Origin of the sequence: Pseudomonas khavaziana, assembly GCF_036704165.1 — a bacterium.
In the GTDB taxonomy this organism is placed as follows: Bacteria; Pseudomonadota; Gammaproteobacteria; order Pseudomonadales; family Pseudomonadaceae; genus Aquipseudomonas; species Aquipseudomonas khavaziana.
This window is the reverse complement of record NZ_CP129946.1, coordinates 6,166,037-6,187,311: the sequence shown is the minus strand read 5'-3', so window position 1 is coordinate 6,187,311 and position 21,275 is coordinate 6,166,037. Positions and strand designations below refer to the sequence as shown.

The 21,275-nt window shown below is 59.9% G+C and carries 20 protein-coding genes and 1 pseudogene; 15 read left to right on the top strand and 6 right to left on the bottom strand.

Going from position 1 to position 21,275, the window contains the following annotated elements:
• Positions 1-3 precede the first annotated feature (3 nt).
• The 6 genes from QYQ93_RS27720 to QYQ93_RS27695 all read left to right on the top strand — a co-directional run bounded on the left by QYQ93_RS27720 (position 4) and on the right by QYQ93_RS27695 (position 4,260).
• Positions 4-1,017, top strand: coding sequence for a putative 2-aminoethylphosphonate ABC transporter substrate-binding protein (locus tag QYQ93_RS27720; RefSeq protein WP_043047011.1), 1,014 nt, complete (start codon positions 4-6; stop codon positions 1,015-1,017).
• Between the two features lie 123 nt (positions 1,018-1,140).
• Entirely contained in the window at positions 1,141-2,271 is a 1,131-nt protein-coding gene (locus tag QYQ93_RS27715; RefSeq protein ID WP_338475924.1) for a TIGR03364 family FAD-dependent oxidoreductase, read from the top strand.
• A 112-nt stretch (positions 2,272-2,383) separates the two neighbouring features.
• Complete coding sequence (locus QYQ93_RS27710) at positions 2,384-2,941, top strand: hypothetical protein (protein ID WP_043047013.1); 558 nt, start codon at positions 2,384-2,386, stop codon at positions 2,939-2,941.
• 228 nt (positions 2,942-3,169) lie between these two features.
• On the top strand, positions 3,170-3,505 hold the full coding sequence (locus QYQ93_RS27705; RefSeq protein WP_338475923.1) for a hypothetical protein: 336 nt from the start codon (positions 3,170-3,172) through the stop codon (positions 3,503-3,505).
• Positions 3,474-3,725, top strand: coding sequence for a hypothetical protein (locus QYQ93_RS27700; RefSeq protein ID WP_338475922.1), 252 nt, complete (start codon positions 3,474-3,476; stop codon positions 3,723-3,725). The genes QYQ93_RS27705 and QYQ93_RS27700 overlap by 32 nt, the downstream gene beginning before the upstream one ends.
• A 4-nt stretch (positions 3,726-3,729) precedes the next feature.
• The gene (locus QYQ93_RS27695) at positions 3,730-4,260 is read left to right on the top strand and encodes a hypothetical protein (RefSeq protein ID WP_338475920.1); all 531 of its coding nucleotides are present in this window, start codon (positions 3,730-3,732) and stop codon (positions 4,258-4,260) included.
• 3 nt (positions 4,261-4,263) lie between these two features.
• On the opposite strand, the gene QYQ93_RS27690 is transcribed toward QYQ93_RS27695, so the two are convergent.
• Positions 4,264-5,631, bottom strand: a complete 1,368-nt coding sequence (locus QYQ93_RS27690; RefSeq protein ID WP_043047015.1) for a DUF3482 domain-containing protein — start codon at positions 5,629-5,631, stop codon at positions 4,264-4,266.
• Positions 5,624-7,003: a DUF2868 domain-containing protein gene (locus QYQ93_RS27685; protein WP_338475917.1), complete on the bottom strand. Its 1,380-nt coding sequence runs from the start codon at positions 7,001-7,003 to the stop codon at positions 5,624-5,626. The genes QYQ93_RS27690 and QYQ93_RS27685 overlap by 8 nt, the downstream gene beginning before the upstream one ends.
• A 69-nt stretch (positions 7,004-7,072) precedes the next feature.
• Here QYQ93_RS27685 and QYQ93_RS27680 point away from each other — a divergent pair, with 69 nt between their 5' ends.
• A complete protein-coding gene (locus QYQ93_RS27680; protein WP_043047017.1) occupies positions 7,073-7,585 on the top strand; it encodes a dihydrofolate reductase in 513 nt (170 codons plus the stop codon).
• A pseudogene (locus QYQ93_RS27675) lies at positions 7,563-7,685 on the top strand (outer membrane lipoprotein carrier protein LolA); the annotation flags it as partial. The gene QYQ93_RS27680 and the pseudogene QYQ93_RS27675, both read left to right, overlap by 23 nt.
• 12 nt (positions 7,686-7,697) lie before the next feature.
• Here the strand turns inward: QYQ93_RS27675 and QYQ93_RS27670 are convergent.
• Positions 7,698-9,089 (bottom strand): L-cystine transporter, encoded by a 1,392-nt coding sequence (locus QYQ93_RS27670; RefSeq protein WP_217880842.1) that lies wholly within the window; start codon positions 9,087-9,089, stop codon positions 7,698-7,700.
• A gap of 242 nt (positions 9,090-9,331) precedes the next feature.
• Between QYQ93_RS27670 and QYQ93_RS27665 the strand changes: the two genes are divergently transcribed.
• The 4 genes from QYQ93_RS27665 (at position 9,332) to QYQ93_RS27650 (ending at position 14,656) form a co-directional block, all read left to right on the top strand.
• Positions 9,332-10,393, top strand: coding sequence for a haloacid dehalogenase-like hydrolase (locus QYQ93_RS27665; RefSeq protein ID WP_338475915.1), 1,062 nt, complete (start codon positions 9,332-9,334; stop codon positions 10,391-10,393).
• Between the two features lie 206 nt (positions 10,394-10,599).
• Positions 10,600-11,133, top strand: a complete 534-nt coding sequence (locus QYQ93_RS27660) for an RNA polymerase sigma factor (protein WP_043047020.1) — start codon at positions 10,600-10,602, stop codon at positions 11,131-11,133.
• Entirely contained in the window at positions 11,130-12,077 is a 948-nt protein-coding gene (locus QYQ93_RS27655; protein ID WP_338475914.1) for a FecR family protein, read from the top strand. Before QYQ93_RS27660 ends, QYQ93_RS27655 begins: the two co-directional genes overlap by 4 nt.
• A gap of 131 nt (positions 12,078-12,208) precedes the next feature.
• Positions 12,209-14,656, top strand: coding sequence for a TonB-dependent siderophore receptor (locus QYQ93_RS27650; RefSeq protein WP_338475913.1), 2,448 nt, complete (start codon positions 12,209-12,211; stop codon positions 14,654-14,656).
• A 189-nt stretch (positions 14,657-14,845) separates the two neighbouring features.
• Here QYQ93_RS27650 and ilvD read toward each other — a convergent pair whose 3' ends face one another.
• Positions 14,846-16,687: a dihydroxy-acid dehydratase gene (gene ilvD / locus QYQ93_RS27645; protein ID WP_043047023.1), complete on the bottom strand. Its 1,842-nt coding sequence runs from the start codon at positions 16,685-16,687 to the stop codon at positions 14,846-14,848.
• Between the two features lie 409 nt (positions 16,688-17,096).
• Between ilvD and QYQ93_RS27640 the strand changes: the two genes are divergently transcribed.
• Entirely contained in the window at positions 17,097-17,555 is a 459-nt protein-coding gene (locus QYQ93_RS27640; protein ID WP_043047024.1) for an REP-associated tyrosine transposase, read from the top strand.
• A gap of 129 nt (positions 17,556-17,684) precedes the next feature.
• Here the strand turns inward: QYQ93_RS27640 and QYQ93_RS27635 are convergent, their stop codons facing one another.
• A complete protein-coding gene (locus QYQ93_RS27635) occupies positions 17,685-18,881 on the bottom strand; it encodes a class I SAM-dependent rRNA methyltransferase (protein WP_015886370.1) in 1,197 nt (398 codons plus the stop codon).
• 310 nt (positions 18,882-19,191) lie between these two features.
• Here QYQ93_RS27635 and QYQ93_RS27630 point away from each other — a divergent pair, with 310 nt between their 5' ends.
• Positions 19,192-20,004, top strand: a complete 813-nt coding sequence (locus QYQ93_RS27630) for an HDOD domain-containing protein (protein ID WP_200893555.1) — start codon at positions 19,192-19,194, stop codon at positions 20,002-20,004.
• Positions 20,005-20,025: 21 nt separating this feature from the next.
• Positions 20,026-20,838 (top strand): bifunctional DNA-formamidopyrimidine glycosylase/DNA-(apurinic or apyrimidinic site) lyase, encoded by an 813-nt coding sequence (gene mutM / locus QYQ93_RS27625; protein ID WP_057014188.1) that lies wholly within the window; start codon positions 20,026-20,028, stop codon positions 20,836-20,838.
• Between the two features lie 137 nt (positions 20,839-20,975).
• Here mutM and QYQ93_RS27620 read toward each other — a convergent pair whose 3' ends face one another.
• Entirely contained in the window at positions 20,976-21,227 is a 252-nt protein-coding gene (locus QYQ93_RS27620) for a YfhL family 4Fe-4S dicluster ferredoxin (RefSeq protein ID WP_003195146.1), read from the bottom strand.
• Between the last annotated feature and the right edge of the window lie 48 nt (positions 21,228-21,275).

The window sequence follows — 21,275 nt, the reverse complement described above, 5'->3', positions numbered from 1 at the left end:
TCCATGTTCAAGCCCCTGGCGCTGGTCGCTGCAGTCCTCACGGCATTCAGCCTGAATGCCTTCGCCAAGACCGAGCTGACCGTGTACACGGCCCTCGAAGCCGAGCAATTGAAGACCTACAAAAAAGCTTTCGAGCAGGCCAACCCCGACATCGAGATCAAGTGGGTGCGCGACTCCACCGGCATCATCACCGCCAAACTGCTGGCCGAGAAAGACCGCCCCCAGGCTGACGTAGTGTGGGGCCTGGCCGCTTCCAGCCTGGCGATTCTCGACCAGCAAGGCATGCTCGACAACTACGCACCCAAGGACCTGGACAAGATCGGCGAACACTACCGCGACGCCACCAACCCGCCAGCGTGGGTCGGCATGGACGTATGGGCCGCGACCATCTGCTTCAACACCATCGAAGCCCAAAAGCAGGGCCTGACCAAGCCGGTGAGCTGGCAGGACCTGACCAAGCCTGAGTACAAGGGCAAGATTGTCATGCCTAACCCGGCGTCCTCCGGCACCGGCTTCCTGGATGTCAGCGCCTGGTTGCAGACCTTCGGCGAGAAGCAAGGCTGGCAGTACATGGACGATCTGCACCAGAACATCGGCCAGTACGTTCACTCCGGCTCCAAGCCATGCAAACTGGCGGCGTCCGGTGAGTTCCCGATTGGGATTTCCTTCGAGTACCCGGCGGTTCAACTCAAACGCCAGGGGGCCCCATTGGACATCATCCTGCCGAAAGAGGGCCTGGGCTGGGAGATTGAAGCCACCGCGGTGATCAAAGGCAGCGCCCACGGCGACGCCGCGAAAAAACTCGCTGACTTCTCCGCCAGCCCAGCGGCGATGGAGTTGTACAAGGCCAACTTCGCCATCCTTGCCCAACCGGGTATCGCCAAGCCGCAGACCGAGTTGCCGGCCGATTACGAGCAGCGCCTGATCAAGAACGACTTTGCCTGGGCGTCGAAGAACCGTGACAGCATCCTGGCTGAATGGCGCAAGCGTTATGACGGTAAGTCGGAAAAACAGTAGCCGATCGTCCCCACGCTCTGCGTGGGAATGCCGCCCTGGACGCTCTGCGTCCGCTCTTGAACATCGTGACGCCGAGCGTCACCGGATGCATTCCCGCGCGGAGCGTGGGAACGAGAGGACAGTATGAGTAGTGATCTGTTAGTCATCGGCGCCGGCATCCTCGGCCTCTCCCACGCCTACGCCGCCGCCAAGCGCGGCCTCAAGGTCAAGGTGTTCGAGCGCAGCGCCACGCCCCTGGGCGCCTCAGTACGCAACTTCGGCCAAGCCCTGGTCACCGGCCAGCCGCCGGGCCAGATGCTCGACCTGGCTCGGGAAAGCCGTGATATCTGGGCACAGTGGGCGCAAGTTGCTGGTCTGCAGCTCAAGCGCAACGGTTCATACCTGTTCGCCCGCACCGAAGCCGAAGAGCATCTGTTGCAAGCCTTCTGCAGTGATCGTGCGCAAGAGCATGGCTACAACGTCGAACTGCTGCAAGGCGCAGCCATGAAAGATCTCTACGCCGGCCAGTTCCGCCATCACCGCGCTGCGCTGCACGGCAAGGACGACCAGCAACTGTATTCCCGCGAGGCGATCCCGGCGCTGGTCCAGTACCTGAGCCAGGAAATGAACGTCAAGTTTCACTTCTCTACCCTGGTACGCGACGTTGAGCCTGGCCAAGTGCACAGCACGGCCGGCAGCTTTCGCGGTGAGCAGATCATCGTCTGCTCAGGCCACGACTATCAAACCCTGTTGGCCGAATCCATGGCCCAACTCAACCCGCAGACCTGCCGCCTGCAAATGCTGCGCGCCCGGCCGACGCTCAACCTGAACCTGCAACACGCCCTGCTCACCGGCTTGAGTTGCGTGCACTACGGTGCCTTCGCCGACTTGCCGGAGGCCGCCGCGGTGCAGGCACAGATCCTGCGCGAAACGCCGCACCTGCATGAGCAGGGTATCCACTTGCTGATCAGCCCCACGCCCCATGGCGAACTGATCATCGGTGACTCCCACCACTACGACAGCGATCCGTCGCCCTTCAACGCTGAGCAGGTGGATGACTGGATGATCGAGTTGGCCGAGCACACCCTGGGGTGCAAGATCCAGGTGGTCGAGCGCTGGCAAGGCGTCTACGGAGCTCGCGGGCCGGGGCCGTTTTCGTTTGTGCGGGCGGCACCCGGTGTCAGCGCCGCGTTGATGCATAGCGGCGTGGGCATGAGCGTGGGGCCGGCGCTGGCCGAGCGAAATATCAGCTCACTGTGGGGAGGGGCGCGATGAACCCTGGGCCCGCAGCGTGAATTCATACGTCCAACGCGGAACGGGCGGCTATAGATGCGATGGCGCACGTCGGTACGCTCACGCCTCCATCAACCACGAATGAGAGCATTCGATGCGCTACTTAAAAGCCACTGCCCAGGACCGAAGCGGTAATGGACAGGCCGATACCGTCTTTCTGCATTTTTACGAACGCGGTGCCGGCGGGTTCGATGAGTTGATTCATGAGGCATTCGCTGTTGATATGAACGGTGATAAAAATGTGGACCTTCAAACTGTTGTAGACATCGACGTTGAAGGCAAAAGCATGGCCATCGACAGCCACTTGCTTACGTTATTCGCCAACACCTTTCTTAAGTTGGACTGGTTTAACGGTGGCGAAAGCTGGAAGCGCACCTTGGTGGTTGTCGCCGCCCATGAATACGAAAAACGCCCGCCCAATGGTGTGAAACTCCATTTTCTGGAGCGGCGCAGCACGGTGCGTAAACCTACGCTGGCTTTTCAAGCTGCCGCTTATGACGGTTACGGTAATGGTGTATTGGAATGGTTTACCAATACCGACGTGGACAAGAACGGAGTGGTGGATGAGGTTGATAAGGAACTGATCCGTTCCCTGTGCAGCAATTTCCTTGCATTTAAATGGTACACAGACCCGGTGTCAGCGGCATGTTGATGGGCATCGAGCCCTCGCGTTCGAGATGCGCAACTGAGACCGACAGGCCAGGCAGATGCCTCTTATGGTGCTGATACAGAGGCGTTGAAGTGCAAGCCTTTCTCGCTGTTGGCGAGCTCGTCCTACGTACCTTGAAGTCTGCTCCCGCAGGAAAAACTGTTTTGACGGCTAGTTTGAATTTTGAAGAGGCTGATAGCGTAATCATTCAGTTTTTATGGGTATTGAGTGATGCATTATTTGAAAGTTTTTGCTCAGGGGAGTGGCGGGCGCGATCACGCGGATAAAGTTGTTGTCAGGTTTTATAAAAAGAATAAATGCGGCGCTGATCGGTTAATGCATGAGGAAGTTGCCTTTAACCTGGATCGCGAGGGGGAATATGATCATGGTCTTTATGATTTGCGTCTCAATAGGAATATTAACGGAGATGGCAAGGAGAACTTCCTTGATCAACGCATTTTTCATTCATTTGTGAATGTATTTATGTTGCTCGGTTGGTTTGATTTTTTGCGCCGGCCATTCACATTGTTTAACCATGCACGTGAAGCATTACAGCGCCAACGCTAAACCCAATGCGATTGAATTGAATTTTCTTGAGTGCGCGGGTGAGCAGGAAACCCTTATTTATAAAGCCAGCGCTTATGACGGTGATGGGGATGCCGTGATGGACTCGTTTACCAACACCGATGTCAATCGAAATGGCAAGGTGGATGAGCTGGATAAGGCCTTGATCAGAGTGTTGTGCAAGCTCTTTCTAGAGTTCAAGTGGTATGCACACAAGGAGTAAACAAGTGCGTTATTTAAAGGTTATTGCACAGGACCAGACGGGGGATGGACGGGCAAATACCGTGCGGCTCCAATTCTACCAACATACCCAATGCGATCAGAGCCGCTTGGTCAATGAGGTCGTGGCCTATGATTTCACCTCAGATGGAAAAGTTGACTACAGCCGGGGAGACGTTACCAATAACGGTCAGGAAAGCAGCCTGGATAGGGTACTGCTGGACAGGTTTGCCAATGCTTATTTGAAGATCAATTGGATTAATCGCGGGACCGCTGCAAAGCGCTACATGAAGATTTTTTCCGAAGACTTTTACCAGGACGGCACACCCGACACCGTGCGCCTGCATTTGCATAAAGGGCCAGATCTGCTCAGTTCGGATGCTCAAATCTCTTGGAGCGCTGCCTATGATTTTGATAACAATGGCGAACTTGAGTGGAACATTCATTCCGATATCAATCGGGATGGTGTTATCGATGAGGTGGACAAGCATCTGGTCCAGCAACTGGCTGAACTTTACTTGAAGTTCAACTGGCACTAGTCGTCAATTCGCAGTGAGTTGCTGCGCCAGGGCCAGGATCTGCTCCTGGCGCTCAGCCTGGCTCAGTTTGGCGTGGGCGTTGAGGCTCGACCATTGCGGATGGGCGCGGGCCTTACCCAAGGCGTCGGGCAGCTTGCCCTCGCGCCAGGTTTTATCCTGGGGCGTGTCGACCTTGATGCTGTGCACCGCCGCATGGCCGCGCAGGTTGAGAGCCTTGAGCAGTTGGCGTTGGCGCAGGGCAAGCAGGCGCAGCACGCTGTCGTCGACGGTCAGCTCGCGCTGTCCCTTGATTTTGCCGAGCAGGCGGCTGCCGTAGCTGCGTGCGGTTTGCAACGCGCCACCGGCGATGGCACCGGCCAAAGCTGCAGCGCCGAGTGTCAGGCCGCCGACCAATAGATCCACACCCGCACCGGCCGCAGCGCCGGCGGCGATTCCACCACCGACCCGCACACCAAGGTGTTTGAGGGTCTCCGGGTTGAACAAGTCATCGCCCCAGCGCCCATCGAGCAGCGGCAGGTCACTGGCGGCGGCATCCTGGGGGCGGAAGCCGAACAACTTGAGCAAGGCTTCGACGCACTTCTGTTCGCGTTGGCGCACGGCTTTGCGCAGATCGCCGATGGCTTGCTGTTCATTCTCGGTGACCACGCTGCGACGGCAGGCGGCGCAGTCGATCAGCAGCTCGGCGATCAACCGCGCAGCGCTTTGCTGGCGGGCCAAGCGTTGGGCCTCCTGGTCTAGGATCAGGCGCTGCAACTGCGGCCGTGAGGTTTCCAACAGCAGGGCCAGGCTTTCATACAGCCGGCGCTCGCCGTCTTCCGGCGGTGCCACGCTGTCGAAACGCACCAACGCATGCAGGCCGAGGCGGGCCAGGGCTTCGCGCCAGTCCGGCTCGCGATGCTCGCTGCTGCTGACGAAGTTGAGCACCGGCAGCAATGGCTTGCCGCAACTGGCCAGCACCTGCAGCTCGTCACGGTACTTGGCCAGCACCGGCTCGCGGGCGTCGATTACATACAGGCCGGCGTCCGAGGCCAGCAGTTGGCGCAATACCTTGGCTTCCTGTTCGAAACGCTGACGGGCTTCGCTGCCTTCCAGGAAGCGCGCCAGGCGGGCCGGTCCGTCCAGGCGTTCGCCGGGGCGATCCAAGCGCTCCAGATAGTCGAGCAAAGCGATGGCGTCTTCCAGTCCGGGCGTGTCGTACAGTTCCAGCAAGGCTTCACCGTCCACCGACAAGCGTGCACCTTCGACATGCCGCGTGGTGCTGGGGCGATGGGAGACTTCGCCGAAGCCCACATCGCGGGTGAGAGTGCGCAGCAGTGAGGTCTTGCCGACGTTGGTGTGGCCGACCACGGCGAGTTTCAGCGGTTTAGTCATGACCGGTCTCCAGCCAGTTCAGCGGCGCGCAATCGGCAAACGTTAGATCAAGCTGTTGCAGCGCGGTGTGCCAATCACCCAGACGTTCGGCATCCAGAGCCTGGCCCGATGGTGCTTGCAGCAGCCACACACGGGTGGCGGCGGCGCTGCGTGCCAGTTCGGCGATCAGCGCCAGGCTGCCTCGGTCGGGTGAGCGCCGCGGGTCGCAGGCGATAGCCAGGCGAGCAGGCGGGAAACGGCTGAGTTGCTCCAGCAGTTTGTGACGTGATTCGCGGCTGTCGAGAATACCGGCGTCTTTTATGCTGGCCGGCAGCTTGGGCGGCCAAGGGTGTTGATCGTCCAGCTCGATGGCGACCAGCAAGGCGCCGTCACTGTCCATATCGCTGACGCCACCGCTGACGTGGTGCAGTTGCTCGGGCGCCACATCGTTGACCCCCAGGCGTTCGCTGCTGGGCATCAGGCGGTCGCGCAACTGGCTGTAGCCGGGCAGGTTGAGGTCCAGGCGCAAGGCGGCACGCCCGACCTTCCAGCGCCACAGGCAGAGCAGGGCGAGAATCAGTCGGGGCAGCAGGCCGTAGACCAGCAATACGCCCACCAGCCAGGCAGCCCAGGCTTGGCGGGCGCTTTCGATATTCAGCGCGGAATCGCCGCTGGCGCGGATCATGTCGACGCTCGGCACGTTGAAGCCCAGCAGCGCGGGCAGGGTGCCGAGGGCTTGGGTTACGGCGACAAAAGTGTCGGCACCGAGAATGGTGGTTTCCCATACAAAGCCGTAGCGCCGTGTGGCCAATAGCGTCAGCAAAATCACCAGGGCACTGAGCAATGCCAGCAGCCACAGGCTGTTGATCAGCACACCCACCGCCCAGCGATTGAGTTTTTGCCGTTGCAGCAACAGCAACAATGCCGGGGCTAATTGCGCGGCCTTGGCGTCACGCGCCAGTTTTTCGCTGAGCCACAACCACAGTCGCCCGAGACTGGCGCTGTGCTCGCCAGCAAACAGCAGGCCCAGGGCCCAGCTGATCAGCAAGATCAGGTTCAAACCGAGCAGGCTGCCCAGGGCCCAGAACACGTTGACTGGGGCCAAACCGTTACCCAGTGCGGCAAACGCCAAGCCGGCGCCGCTGATCACGGCCACCACCACCAGCAACACCAGCGCCAGGCGCGCGCCTTGCAGCCAGCGCGTGAGGGCGCCGGTCAGGCCATCGCGCTCGGCCAGGTGCAAGGCGCGCTGGGTGATCCGCGTCGGCAGGTCGCCCCCGGCCGTGCGGGCCAGGCGGTTGGCTTCCAAATCTTCCAGGGGGCCGGCGTGTTCTTCACGCAGGCGCACGGTTTCTGTCAGCCAGAGGTTGTGCAGGGGGGTCAGTGCAGTCACGCGCCATCCTGTTGTTTCAGTGAGGTTGGAGCATAACCGCTGGCTCGCGCCTCTGGTATTCTCGTCGCCATGAAAAAAACTCTCCCTTTAAGCCTGATCGCAGCCCTCGGTGAAAACCGCGTGATCGGCGTCGACAACAGCATGCCCTGGCATTTGCCGGGGGATTTCAAATATTTCAAGGCCACCACGCTCGGCAAGCCAATCATCATGGGGCGCAAGACCTGGGATTCCCTGGGCCGACCGTTGCCGGGGCGCTTGAACCTGGTGGTCAGTCGTCAGACCGATCTGGCGCTTGAAGGTGCGCAAGTTTTTCCGTCACTTGAAGCGGCGGTAGAACGCGCTGAGGAATGGGCCAAGGCCCAAGGCGTGGACGAGCTGATGCTGATCGGCGGCGCGCAGTTGTATGCGCAGGGGCTGGAGCAGGCCGATCGCTTGTATCTGACGCGGGTGGCGTTGAGCCCGGAAGGGGATGCGTGGTTTCCAGAGTTTGATACAACGCAGTGGAAGCTGGTGTCGAATGTCGAGAATCCAGCTGAAGGCGATAAGCCGGCTTACAACTTTGAGGTGTGGGAGCGCAACTAGTGTAGGAGCGAGCTTGCTCGCGAAGATCGTCAACGATGACGCGGGCATTCTGAATGAACGCGGCGCCCTCAGGTTCTTCGCGAGCAAGCTCGCTCCTACAGGTTATAAGCCTTTATGCCTGCGCCAGTTCGGCATGTTCATCGGCATTCAACAGCTTTTTATCCGTCTGCCCCATGATCTGGCTGGTAATCGCCCCCGCCGTCATCGAACCATTGACGTTCAACGCCGTGCGGCCCATGTCGATCAGCGGCTCCACGGAAATCAGCAGCGCCACCAGTGACACCGGCAAGCCCATGGCCGGCAGTACGATCAGCGCGGCAAAGGTCGCACCACCGCCTACGCCGGCAACGCCCGCCGAACTCAAGGTCACAATCGCTACCAGGGTCGCGATCCACAGCGGGTCCAGGGGATTGATGCCCACGGTCGGCGCGACCATCACCGCCAACATCGCCGGGTAAAGACCGGCGCAACCGTTCTGGCCGATGGTCGCGCCAAACGAGGCGGCGAAGCCGGCGATGGATTGCGGGATGCCCAGGCGACGGGTCTGTGCCTCGATGCTCAGCGGGATGCTCGCTGCGCTGGAGCGGCTGGTAAAGGCAAAGGTCAGCACCGGCCAGACCTTGCGGAAGAAGCGCAGCGGGTTGATCCCGGCCAGGGACAGCAGCAGGCCGTGCACCACGAACATCAGGCCCAGGGCCAGGTACGACACCACCACGAAACTGCCGAGCTTGATGATGTCTTGCAGGTTGGAGCCGGCGACCACCTTGGTCATCAGCGCCAATACGCCGTACGGGGTCAGCTTCATCACCAGGCGCACCAGGCGCATCACCCAGGCTTGCAGGGTGTCGATGGCGTTGACGACCTTCTGGCCTTTCTCCACGTCATCCTTGAGCAGTTGCAGTGCGGCGACCCCCAGGAAGGCGGCGAAAATCACCACGCTGATGATCGACGTCGGCTTGGCCCGGGCCAGGTCGGCGAACGGGTTGGCCGGCACGAACGACAGCAGCAATTGCGGGATATTCAGGTCGGCAACCTTACCGGCGTAATCACTCTGGATCACTTGCAGGCGCGCCATTTCCTGGGTACCGGCCACCAAGCCTTCGGCGGTGAGGCCAAACAGGTTGGTCAGGCCGATGCCGATCAGCGCCGCGATGGCGGTGGTGAACAGCAGCGTGCCGATGGTCAGGAAGCTGATCTTGCCCAATGACGAAGCGTTATGCAGACGCGCCACGGCACTGAGGATCGAGGCGAACACCAGTGGGATCACGATCATTTGCAGCAGTTGCACATAGCCGTTGCCGACCAGGTCAAACCAGCCGATGGAGGCTTTGAGCACCGGGTTGCCGTCGCCGTAGATCGTGTGCAAGGCCGCACCGAACAGCACGCCCAGGACCAAGGCGAAGAGCACCTTCTTGGCCAGGCTCCAGTTCGTACGACGGGTTTGTGCCAGGCCCAGCAAGAGGGCCACGAACACCAATAAATTGAGAATCAGGGGCAGATTCATTGAAGCTCCGTTGAGAAGGCAGCCAATCGCGTGAGCCTGCGATTGCGAACCGGGAAGCCTAACAGCATGAAATATAATGATTTAATACCGATATGGAATGGTAACTGTCGTTTTTGGAATAAGGCGCTGGCGCGCATGCGTATGGCCTTGGCGTGATCAAGACGCAAGCGGTCGCGCCCGGGCGATAACTGTCATACGGATTTGTTAGCGTCGATGTCTTTCACTTGAGGGAGACAACGCCTATGAAGCTCGCGCCGAAACTACTGATATCCGCCGCCTTCTGCCTCGGACTCGCCAGCCAGGCGTTCGCCGCCACCGAGTTGAAACACTGGCCGGCGCCTGCCGCCAAACAGTTGAACGCAATGATCGCCGCCAACGCCAACAAGGGTAACTATGCGGTGTTCGACATGGACAACACCAGCTACCGCTACGACCTCGAAGAGTCGCTGCTGCCGTACATGGAAAACAAGGGCCTGATCACCCGCGACAGCCTCGATCCTTCGCTCAAGCTGATGCCGTTCAAAGACACCGCCGAGCATAAGGAAAGCCTGTTCAGCTACTACTATCGCCTCTGCGAAGTGGACGACATGGTTTGCTACCCGTGGGTCGCCCAGGTGTTCTCCGGCTTCACCCTCAAGGAACTCAAGGTCCAGGTCGATGAGCTGATGGCGTCCGGCAAGCCGGTGCCGGTCAGTTACTTCGACGGCGATGCGGTGAAGAAGTCCGAAGTGCAGCCGCCGAAAGTCTTTACCGGCCAGGCCGAGCTATATAACAAGCTGATGGAAAACGGCATCGAGGTGTATGTGATGACCGCTGCTTCCGAGGAGCTGGTGCGCATGGTCGCCGCCGATCCGAAGTACGGATACAACGTCAAGCCCGAGAACGTCATCGGCGTCAGCACGCTGCTCAAGGATCGCAAGACCGGCGAGCTGACCACCGCCCGCAAGCAGATAGCCGCCGGCAAATATGACCAGGATGCCAACCTTGGCCTGGAGCTGACCCCTTACCTGTGGACCCCGGCAACCTGGATGGCCGGCAAGCACGCGGCGATCCTGACCTACATCGACGAATGGAAAAAACCGGTGATCGTCGGCGGCGATACGCCGACCAGCGACGGCTACATGCTGTTCCACGATGTGGACGTGGCCAAGGGCGGCATCCACCTGTGGATCAACCGCAAGGACAAATACATGACCCAGCTTAACGGCATGATCGCCAAGCACGCGGCGGCGCAAGCCAAGGAAGGACTGCCAGTGACGGCGGACAAGAACTGGGTGATCGTCAAGCCGGAGGACATCCAGTAAAACCGAGTCGCCCTTATCGCAGGCAAGCCGGCTCCCACATTTGAAAGTGTTCACAAATCAAAATGTGGGAGGGGGCTTGCCCCCGATGGCTATCTGAAGAACACCACAAAGCCCAGGGCAATAAATAGATATCAATTGCGAACCAATCTCATCTTCTGCTAGCGTGCGCACTCCCTGAACCGTCCGTTCTTTTTCAAGGTAGTGCTGTGTCCTCCTGGAATTCGCAGATCGCGCGCCTGTTCGCGGAGCAGAAGAAAGCCCTCGAAGCCTTCGTCACTCGGCGCACCGGCAGCGCCCAAGTGGCCGCCGACCTGACCCAGGAATCTTTCCTGCGCCTGGCGCGGCTGGATTCCGGCGACAAAATCGATAACCTTCCTGCCTTCCTTTTCACCATCGCCAGCAACCTGGTGCGCGATCATCAGCGCCAGGCCATCCGCCGCGAGCGCCTGGATGCCGGGGAGCCCAGCGATGAACTGCCGTGCAGCAACCCAGGTGCCGATGAGCAATTGGCGGCCTACCAGCAGGAACAGTTAATGCAGGCTGCCATCCTGGCGTTGCCCGAAGCGACTCGGCAGATCTTCCTGCTTTATCATGTCGACGAACTTTCCTATCGCGAGATCGGCGAGCGCTTGTCGATCAGCCCGCGCAGTGTGGAATATCAATTGCGTCGCGCCTTGATTGAATGCCGTGGCTATATCAAGACGCAGCTGGCTTGCGATGAACAAGGACGCCGGTCATGACCGACCTATCCACTGCCGATGAAATGTTCGACGAAGCCAGCGGCTGGTATTTTCGCCTGCAGGCCGACGACGTTACGCCCGCCGAACTGGACAGCTTCGCCGCCTGGCTCGGGCAGGGCGATGCCCAGGATCGGGCCTGGCAGGAAGTCCAGGTGCTGCTCGGTGGCCTGCGTGAACCGGCGCGCGTGGTGCGCCGTGCCGAACAAGCCGCCTGGCGCAAACCGGCGCGCCGCTGGGCCTATGCCGCCGCCGTTTTGCTGGCAGTGGGGCTTACGGTGCACAACACGCCCTGGCTCGACCGCCTGCGCGCCGACTACGTTACCGGCACCGGGGAGTCGCTTCGTATCGAACTGGCCGACGGCTCTCACCTGCAACTCAATACCGACAGCGCGGTGCAGGTGCGCATGAGCGCGGGCGAACGTCAGATCCGCCTGCTGCGTGGCGAAGGTTTTTTCGAAGTGACCAAGGACCCGGCGCGGCCGTTCGTGGTGCAGTCCGGTGGCGGTTGGGTGAAGGTGGTTGGTACTCAATTCAGCGTGATGAGACGTGATGCTCAAACTCGCGTGCAAGTGGCGCAGGGCAAGGTGCAGGTCAGTTCGGGTGGTGGTGAGCCGGTTTATCTGGAGCCAGGACGGGCGGTGGAATACCAGGACCGGCACCTGGCCGAGGTGCATGGCTTCGACCCGGTCCGCGGGTTTGCCTGGCGCCAGCGGCAACTGGTGTTCCGCCAGCAACCCCTGTCAGAAGTGGTCAGCGAGCTGAACCGGTACTGGCCGGGACAGACTTTGGTACTGGGCGATGCGTTGCGTAATCGGGTGGTATCCGGGGTGTTCGAAATCGACAAGCATGACGCTGTGATCAAGGCGCTGGAATACACACTCAATCTGCGCGCCGAGTACTACACCCCGTATTTATTGGTATTGCGTGAAGGCAAGGCGTCGTAATCACAACTTTCTCAAAAAACTTTCAGGGTTTCCCGTCAAGCGTTCGTCCTTGATCACTGAGGCGCAAATAGTAAGCACTCTCAAGTAGTGCGGCGCCGATCACAGACTTTTTGCACTGGGGAGCACTATCCATGGCACACCGATTCGCTGCACGGCCCTTGCTTGCACTGGCCATTTCCATCGCCAGCGGCGCCGCGCCGCTATATGTGCAGGCCACCGAGACTGCCCAGGCCCAGGCCTACCGTTTCGATATTGCAGGACAAAGCCTCGATGGTGCGTTGGCGGCGTTTTCGGCGGTGACGCGGGTGCAGGTACTGGTATCGGGGGAATTGACCCAAGGTGTAGTTTCGCCGGGTGTACGCGGCACGCTTGATCAGCGCCAGGCATTGGGGCAATTGCTCGGTGGGACGGGGCTGAGCGCGGCATTTATCAATGCCGACACCGTCACCCTGGAAAAACGTGTAGCCACAGGCTCTGCCATCGAGGTCGGTGCCACCACCATCAGCGCCGAACGCCTGGGCGCTACCACTGAAGGCAGCGGCTCCTACACTACGGGCGCCGTGACCCTTGGCAAAGGTGAACAAAAGCTCAAGGACATCCCACAATCGGTCAGCGTCATGACCCGCAAGCAGATGGATGACCAGAACACCACCAAGCTCTCCGAAGTGGTCAAGCGCACGCCCGGCCTGACCGCGACCAAATCCCCAGGCCCCGGCATGTTCATCTATTCCCGTGGCTTTGAAGTGGGCACCCTGGAATACGACGGGGTGCCGATTCCGCGTAACACCTACACACTGGGCAGTTACCTCACCGAAAACATGGCGATCTACGACCGCGTCGAAACCCTGCGAGGCCCGGCTGCATTGCTGCAAGGCGCCAATAGCCCCGGTGGCACCATGAACCTGGTACGCAAGCGCGGCCAGCAGGACCCGACCGTGACCATCACCGCCAAGGCCGGTTCGTGGGACCACTACGGCACCCAGGTCGACGCGGGTGGCCCACTCAACGCCGAAGGCACGTTGCGTGGCCGTTTCGTGGCGGACTATGACACCACTGATTCCTTCGTCGACTATGCCGGCGGCTGGAACCAGACGGTCTACGCCGCCGTCGATTATGACTTCACCCCCGAAACCACCGTCGGCGTGGGCATCAGTAACCAGAAAGGCCATTCGCGCCCCAACTTCATGTCGTTGCCGCGTTATGCCAACGGCAATGACATCGGTCTGCCGCGCTCGACCTTTGTCGGTGCCAGCTGGAACCGTGCCGTCAACAACCAGACCCAAGTGTTCGCCGACTTGGAACATCGCTTCAACGATGACTGGAAATTTAAGGCGGCACTGGTCGCCATGGATGAACACAATGACGCGACCTACCAAGCCACCTGGGACACAATTCCCAACCCCGGCGATGTGGGCAACGTTCGCTATGTGGACTGGGTGACCGACTTCAATACCAAGAGCCGTGGCGCTGACGCGTATGTAAACGGCAAGTTCGAAGGCCTGGGATTACAGCAGGAGGTGGTGCTGGGTGCCAACTACTCCAAACTCACCACCGATGACCAATGGGCGCGCGCGGCGACGGCGGGCGCTGATATCTTCAATATTGATCACAACCGCCCTCAGCGCGACAAAAACCAATTGTTCCAGGCGGGCAATGCATCCAAGAGTTGGTATGACATTCGCCAGAAGGGCATTTACGGCACCTGGCGTGTGAAGGTGCTGGACCCGCTGACGCTGATCCTGGGCGCTCGCACCAGTTGGTATGAGTACTCCTACTTGGGCCAGAATGGTATGCGCGGTGTGTATCAGGCGCCGGAAGAAAGCGCCACGCAGACCTCCGGCAAGGTCACGCCCTATGCCGGCCTGGTCTACGCCCTGAACGAACAATGGTCGGCCTACGCGAGCTACGCCGATGCCTTTGAGCCGCAAACCAACCTGACCACCTCGGGCTCTTTGCTCAAGCCCATCGAGGGCAAGAACTACGAGTTGGGTATCAAGGGCGAACTGGCGGACGGTCGGCTCAACACCTCGTTTGCGATCTTTCGCTATGACCAGCAAAACCGTGGCGTCCAGGACCTGCAAGGGCCGATGAACTGCAATGGCTGGTACTGCTCGGTTGCCTCGGGCAAGGTGCGTAGCCAAGGCTTCGAAGCCACCTTGAGCGGCGAGGTGTTGCCGGGGTTGCAACTGGTTTCCAGTTATACCTACAACACCACCAAATTCCTCAAAGACGACACCTTCGAGGGCAAGATATTCAGCACTTGGACACCCAAGCATCAACTTAAGGTCTGGGGTGATTACCAGTTGCCGGGCGACTGGCAAAAGTTCAGCGTGGGTGCCGGCGTGACTGCGCAAAGCAGCACCGAAGCCTATGACCGCACATTCAGCGTGCCGGGCAATGCACTGTGGGATTCGCGAGTGGCTTACAAAATCAATCAGGAATTCAGCGTGGCGGCGAACCTGAACAATATGTTCGACAAGAAGTATTACATCCCGGCCTACAACGCGAACTGGGGCAGCAACTACTACGGCGACCCACGCAATGTAATGTTCACCATGACTTACACCCCACAGTTCTAAAACCTGAAGCATCACTTCTGTGGAAGGGGGGCTTGCCCGCGAAGACGTTGGTCCAGCAAACATTGATGTTGGCTGACCCACCGCTATCGGGAGCAAGCCCCCTCCCACATGTTGATCATCATTGTGCTTTAGGTTATCTCCAGGCAAAAAAATGCCCCGCACCTGGCGGGGCATTTTCATGCGCGGGGCTTACAGGCCGTCGAGCATGGCTTTGTTGCGAACAGCACCCTTGTCGGCACTGGTGGCCAGCAACGCGTAGGCCTTCAACGCGGTAGTAACTTTACGCGGACGCTTTTCCACCGGCTTCCAGCCCTTCTTGTCCTGCTCGATCCGGCGGGCAGCCAGTTCTTCGTCGCTGATCAACAGGTTGATCGAGCGGTTCGGAATGTCGATCAGCACCTTGTCGCCATCCTGCACCAGGCCGATGGCGCCACCAGCAGCGGCTTCCGGCGAAGCGTGGCCGATGGACAAGCCCGAGGTGCCGCCGGAGAAACGCCCGTCGGTCAGCAGCGCACAGGCTTTGCCCAGGCCCTTGGATTTCAGGTAAGAGGTGGGGTAGAGCATCTCCTGCATACCCGGGCCGCCTTTGGGACCTTCGTAGCGGATGATCACGATGTCGCCTTCCTTGACCTCGTCGGCGAGGATGCCGCGAACCGAGCTGTCCTGGCTTTCGTAGATCTTGGCGCGGCCTTCGAAGACGTGGATGGATTCATCCACACCCGCGGTTTTCACTACGCAGCCGTCGAGGGCGATGTTTCCGTACAGCACGGCCAGGCCGCCTTCTTGGGAGTAGGCGTGCTCGACACTGCGGATGCAGCCGTTTTCACGGTCGGTGTCCAGGCTGTCCCAACGGGTCGACTGACTGAACGCGGTCTGGGTCGGGATGCCCGCCGGGCCTGCCTTGAAGAAGGTGTGCACGGCTTCGTCGTCGGTCTGGGTGATGTCCCACTTGGCGATGCCTTCGGCAATGGACTTGCTGTGCACGGTCGGCAGGTCGGTGTGCAGCAGGCCGCCACGGGCCAGGGAGCCGAGGATCGAGAAGATCCCGCCGGCGCGGTGCACGTCTTCCATGTGGTACTTCTGGATGTTCGGCGCGACCTTGCACAGCTGTGGCACGTGACGGGACAGGCGGTCGATGTCGCGCAGGTCGAAATCGATCTCGGCTTCCTGGGCGGCGGCCAGCAGGTGCAGGATGGTGTTGGTGGAACCGCCCATGGCGATGTCCAGGGTCATGGCGTTTTCGAACGCCTTGAAGTTGGCGATATTGCGTGGCAATACCGACTCATCGTTCTCGGTGTAGTAACGCTTGCACAGCTCGACGATGGTGCGGCCGGCCTGCAGGAACAGCTGTTCGCGATCGCTGTGGGTGGCGAGGGTAGAACCGTTGCCCGGCAACGCGAGACCTAAGGCTTCGACCAGGCAGTTCATCGAGTTGGCGGTGAACATGCCGGAGCACGAACCGCAGGTTGGACAGGCGCTGCGCTCGTATTCCGCGACCTTCTCGTCAGAAGCGCTGGAATCGGCGGCGATCACCATGGCGTCTACCAGGTCGAGGCCGTGGGAAGCGAGCTTGGTCTTGCCGGCTTCCATTGGCCCGCCGGAAACGAAGATCACCGGGATGTTCAGGCGCAAGGCAGCCATCAACATACCGGGGGTGATCTTGTCGCAGTTGGAGATGCACACGATGGCGTCGGCGCAGTGGGCGTTGACCATGTACTCCACGGAGTCGGCGATGATCTCGCGGCTCGGCAGCGAGTACAGCATGCCGTCATGGCCCATGGCGATGCCGTCATCCACGGCGATGGTGTTGAATTCTTTCGCTACACCGCCAGCGCGTTCGATTTCACGGGCGACCAGCTGGCCCAGGTCCTTGAGGTGCACGTGACCGGGTACGAACTGGGTGAAGGAGTTGGCAATCGCGATAATCGGCTTCTTGAAGTCGTCATCTTTCATCCCCGTGGCACGCCACAGTGCGCGCGCGCCGGCCATGTTGCGGCCGTGGGTGGATGTTTTCGAGCGGTAATCAGGCATTGGAGCACTCCGGGCGGCTAATCAAGTACTAAAGGGGAGTGAGCTTCTAATTGACGACTGGAACACCCGAAAAATGGCCGTGTGTCCGGAAGTTGCCACTCGCGTCGCGGGATCGCCGCGTGCTTGGGCCTCGAGCTCATAAACCCGCCGGGGGATGACTGGCGATGAATAGGGCCGATTCTACACCGCTGGCGGCTGGAGGGAATGGCCGTCTACCTGTAGGAGCGAGCTTGCTCGCGAAAATCGTCAACGATAACGCAGCGCTATCAGATAGCCCGTGGCGTCTATTCGTTCTTCGCGAGCAAGCTCGCTCCTACAATGGCAAGACATATCCAGAACCACTGTTTAACGGCTCGCTGGCCCGTTGGCTCCTACCGTTCATCTTCCAATCACAGAAGAGGACGAAGGAATGTCCACCCAGCAAAATGCTCATCGGCTGCGTAAAGGGCGTTACTCAGAATCGGGCTGTATCTACTTGCTAACGGCTGTCACCCATCAACGGCAACGCATTTTTCAAGACTGGTATATAGGTCGCTTGCTGGTTCGCGAATTCAGAAAGGCTCAGGAAGATGCAGATGCAACGTCACTAGCCTGGGTGGTCATGCCTGACCATTTCCACTGGCTGGTCGAGTTGCACAACGGCGATTTGCCCAGGCTCATGCAGCGGACCAAATCGCGAAGTGCCCGTGCAATCAATAAGGCAAGACAGTCCTTCGGAGTGCTTTGGCAAAAAGGCTATTTCGACCGGGCGTTGCGCCGTGAGGAGGACTTGAAGGCAATGGCTCGCTACATCGTCGCGAACCCATTGCGTGCGGGTTTGGTCGAGCACATTGGCCAATACCCACTATGGGATGCCATCTGGCTATGACGCATCGTTACCTGTAGGAGCGAGCTTGCTCGCGAAAATCGTCAACGATAACGCAGCGCTATCAGGTAGCCCGTGGTGTCTATTCGTTCTTCGCGAGCAAGCTCGCTCCTACAGATGACTCGGTTTCAATTAGCTATTGGGTAGCAACCGGCACGTAATGCTCTTGATATACCGTGTCTCGACAATCGCCGGATGCACCGGATGGTCCGGGCCCTGACCGCCACGTTCGAGCATCTGGATATTGCGGTCCAGATGGCGGGCGCTGGTCAGCAGGATGTTTTGCAGGTCGTCTTCCGGCAGGTGCATGGAGCACGAGGCGCTGACGAGGATGCCGTCTTTGCTGAGCAGGCGCATGGCTTGCTCGTTGAGGCGACGGTAGGCGCCTTCGCCGTTCTTCATGTCTTTCTTGCGCTTGATGAAGGCCGGTGGGTCGGCGACGATCACGTCGAAGCGTTCTTCGCTGGCTTTCAGTTCTTTCAGGGCTTCGAAAACGTCGCCTTCGATGCAGGTCATCTTCTCGGCAACGCCGTTCAAAGCGGCGTTGCGCTCCACGCCGTCGAGGGCGAAGGCCGACGCATCGACGCAGAACACTTCACTGGCGCCAAAGGCGGCGGCTTGCACGCCCCAGCCGCCGATGTAGCTGTACAGGTCGAGCACACGCTTGCCCTTGGCATACGGGGCCAGGCGGGCGCGGTTCATGCGGTGGTCGTAGAACCAGCCGGTTTTCTGGCCCTGGATCACCGGGGCTTCGAATTTCACGCCGTTTTCTTCCAGCGCCACCCACTCCGGCACCAGGCCGAAGACGGTTTCGACGTAGCGGTTGAGGCCTTCGGCGTCACGCGCGGCGGAGTCGTTCTTGAACAGGATGCCGCTCGGCTTGAGCACTTGGGTCAGCGCGGCGATCACGTCTTCTTTATGGGCTTCCATGGTCGCCGAGGCGATCTGTACCACCAGGATGTCGCCGAAACGGTCGACCACCAGGCCCGGCAGCAGGTCGGAATCACCGTAGACCAGGCGATAGAACGGCTTGTCGAACAGGCGGTCACGCAGGGACAGGGCGACGTTGAGGCGGTGCACCAGCAGCGACTTGTCCAACGGCAACTTGATGTCGCGCGACAGCAGGCGGGCGCAGATCAGGTTGTTTGGGCTCATGGCCACGATGCCGAGGGTCTTGCCGCCGGCCGCTTCCAGGATCGCCTGGTCGCCTGCCTGGAAGCCATGGAGTGGTGTGGCGGCCACGTCGATTTCGTTGCTGTAGACCCACAGGTGGCCGTTGCGCAAACGACGATCGGCGTTGGCTTTGAGACGCAGGCTTGGCAGGGACATGACGTCGCTCCGGAAAAAAGAGCGGGAGTATAGCGTGTTGTGCATTACTTGGAGACACCGCCGGACATGTGGGAGAGGGCTTGCTCCCGATAGCAGTGCATAAGCTGATATCCAAGTGGCTGATTCACCGCTATCGGGAGCAAGTCGAATCGTCGCACCGCCCCTCCCACATTTGATCGGGTTTCAGTTTGGGTTGTGGGTGTCGGCCGGGTCTTCATAAGGGTTAGAATTCGCGCCTAGCCCAGAGTGTGTACTTATGTCCCAAGAGCTTTCCGCCGAGCAGATCCAACAGGTCCTGCAAGGCATCAGCGTGCCGCCCCAACCGCAGATCATGGTGGATTTGCAGATGGAGCAGTACATGCCCGACCCGGACCTGGAAGTGATCGCACGGCTGATCGCCCAGGACCCAGGCTTGTCTGGCGCATTGCTCAAGATCGTCAACTCGTCGTATTACGGCTTGAGCAACAAGATTGCCTCGATCCAGCGTGCGGTTAACCTGCTGGGCAGCCGCTCGGTGATCAACCTGATCAATGCCCTGTCGATCAAGGGCGAGATGAGCGACGACACCATCGTCACCCTCAACCGCTTCTGGGACACCGCCCAGGATGTAGCCATGACCTGCCTCACCTTGGCCAAGCGCACCGGCTCCCAGACTGTCGATGAAGCGTATGCCTTGGGCCTGTTCCACGATTGTGGTGTGCCGCTGATGCTCAAGCGTTTCCCCAACTACATGGCGGTGCTGGAACAGGCTTACGCCAACGCCAGCTCGGATTGCCGCGTGGTCGATACCGAAAACAACGCGTTCAACACCAACCATGCAGTGGTCGGGTACTACACCGCCAAGTCCTGGCGCCTGCCGGAACATGTCACCGACGCGATCGCCAATCACCACAACGCCCTGGCGATTTTCAGCGATGAGACGTCGCGCAATCCGCAGCTTAAAAACCTGCTGGCGATTTTGAAGATGGCCGAGCATATCTGTTCGTCCTGTCGCGTGCTGGGCAACCAGGCGGTGGACCATGAGTGGAACGCGATTGGCCATCTGGTGCTGGATTACGTGGGCCTGTCGGACTACGACTTCGAGAGCCTGAAGTTGTCGATTCGCGAACTGGGCGCGCACTGACCCGTTATTCAAGAGGTACACATGCCCGAGTTACCAGAAGTCGAAACCACCCGGCGCGGGATTGCCCCGCATTTGGAAGGCCAGCGCGTCAGCCGCGTGGTGGTGCGTGAACGGCGCCTGCGCTGGCCGATCCCGGAAGACCTGGATGTGCGCCTGTCCGGGCAGCGCATCGTGCTGGTGGAGCGGCGGGCCAAGTACCTGTTGATCAATGCTGAAGTAGGCACCTTGATCAGTCACTTGGGCATGTCGGGCAACCTGCGCCTGGTGGAGGTGGGCATGCCTGCACTCAAGCATGAGCATGTGGACATCGAACTCGAATCCGGCCTGGCCCTGCGCTACACCGACCCTCGACGTTTCGGTGCAATGCTCTGGAGCCAGGACCCGCACAACCACGAACTGTTGATTCGCCTGGGGCCTGAGCCGTTGACCGAGCTGTTTGACGGCGAACGTTTATTCCAGCTGTCGCGCGGCAAATCGATGGCGGTGAAGCCGTTCATCATGGACAACGCGGTAGTGGTGGGGGTGGGCAATATCTATGCGACGGAAGCGCTGTTCGCGGCGGGTATTGATCCGCGGCGTGCGGCGGGTGGCATTTCACGCGGGCGCTATTTGAAGCTGGCGATTGAGATCAAGCGGGTGCTGGCCGCTGCTATCGAGCGGGGCGGTACTACGCTGCGGGACTTTATCGGCGGCGACGGGCAGCCGGGGTATTTCCAGCAGGAACTGTACGTGTATGGCCGTGGCGGCGAGGCGTGCAAGGTCTGCGGGACCGAGTTGCGCAATGTGGTGCTGGGGCAGCGGGCGAGTGTGTTTTGCCCAAGGTGCCAGAGTTGAGTGCTGTGTGCTGGCTGATATCGCCATCGGGAGCAAGCCCCCTCCCACACTAGAATGCGTTCACAAATCAAAATGTGGGAGGGGCGGTGCGACGATTCGACTTGCCCCCGATGAGGCCTTCACAGGCACTAAAAAACTTAAGCCTTACCGGTAATCTTGCGGTACTTCTCCATCAACTGCTCTTCAGTCTCAGGATGTGCCTCATCCAGCGGAATGCAATCCACCGGGCAAACCTGCTGGCACTGGGGTTCGTCGTAATGGCCAACGCACTGGGTGCACAGGTTGGGGTCGATCACATAGATCTCTTCGCCTTGGGAGATCGCAGCGTTCGGGCACTCGGGTTCGCAGACGTCGCAGTTGATGCAATCGTCGGTGATGATCAGGGACATGGAAACTCCTGCCAGGGCGCACGGCCAAGGCATCTGAAAACTAATGCG

What these genes read in the sequence shown, in the direction of transcription:
- QYQ93_RS27720 (WP_043047011.1), top strand. Translation starts at nt 4, where the DNA reads ATGTTCAAGCCCCTGGCGCTGGTCGCTGCAGTCCTCACGGCATTCAGC.
- QYQ93_RS27715 (WP_338475924.1), top strand. Translation starts at nt 1,141, where the DNA reads ATGAGTAGTGATCTGTTAGTCATCGGCGCCGGCATCCTCGGCCTCTCC.
- QYQ93_RS27710 (WP_043047013.1), top strand. Translation starts at nt 2,384, where the DNA reads ATGCGCTACTTAAAAGCCACTGCCCAGGACCGAAGCGGTAATGGACAG.
- QYQ93_RS27705 (WP_338475923.1), top strand. Translation starts at nt 3,170, where the DNA reads ATGCATTATTTGAAAGTTTTTGCTCAGGGGAGTGGCGGGCGCGATCAC.
- QYQ93_RS27700 (WP_338475922.1), top strand. Translation starts at nt 3,474, where the DNA reads ATGCACGTGAAGCATTACAGCGCCAACGCTAAACCCAATGCGATTGAA.
- QYQ93_RS27690 (WP_043047015.1), bottom strand. Translation starts at nt 5,631, where the DNA reads ATGACTAAACCGCTGAAACTCGCCGTGGTCGGCCACACCAACGTCGGC.
- QYQ93_RS27680 (WP_043047017.1), top strand. Translation starts at nt 7,073, where the DNA reads ATGAAAAAAACTCTCCCTTTAAGCCTGATCGCAGCCCTCGGTGAAAAC.
- QYQ93_RS27670 (WP_217880842.1), bottom strand. Translation starts at nt 9,089, where the DNA reads ATGAATCTGCCCCTGATTCTCAATTTATTGGTGTTCGTGGCCCTCTTG.
- QYQ93_RS27665 (WP_338475915.1), top strand. Translation starts at nt 9,332, where the DNA reads ATGAAGCTCGCGCCGAAACTACTGATATCCGCCGCCTTCTGCCTCGGA.
- QYQ93_RS27655 (WP_338475914.1), top strand. Translation starts at nt 11,130, where the DNA reads ATGACCGACCTATCCACTGCCGATGAAATGTTCGACGAAGCCAGCGGC.
- QYQ93_RS27650 (WP_338475913.1), top strand. Translation starts at nt 12,209, where the DNA reads ATGGCACACCGATTCGCTGCACGGCCCTTGCTTGCACTGGCCATTTCC.
- ilvD (WP_043047023.1), bottom strand. Translation starts at nt 16,687, where the DNA reads ATGCCTGATTACCGCTCGAAAACATCCACCCACGGCCGCAACATGGCC.
- QYQ93_RS27640 (WP_043047024.1), top strand. Translation starts at nt 17,097, where the DNA reads ATGTCCACCCAGCAAAATGCTCATCGGCTGCGTAAAGGGCGTTACTCA.
- QYQ93_RS27635 (WP_015886370.1), bottom strand. Translation starts at nt 18,881, where the DNA reads ATGTCCCTGCCAAGCCTGCGTCTCAAAGCCAACGCCGATCGTCGTTTG.
- mutM (WP_057014188.1), top strand. Translation starts at nt 20,026, where the DNA reads ATGCCCGAGTTACCAGAAGTCGAAACCACCCGGCGCGGGATTGCCCCG.
- QYQ93_RS27620 (WP_003195146.1), bottom strand. Translation starts at nt 21,227, where the DNA reads ATGTCCCTGATCATCACCGACGATTGCATCAACTGCGACGTCTGCGAA.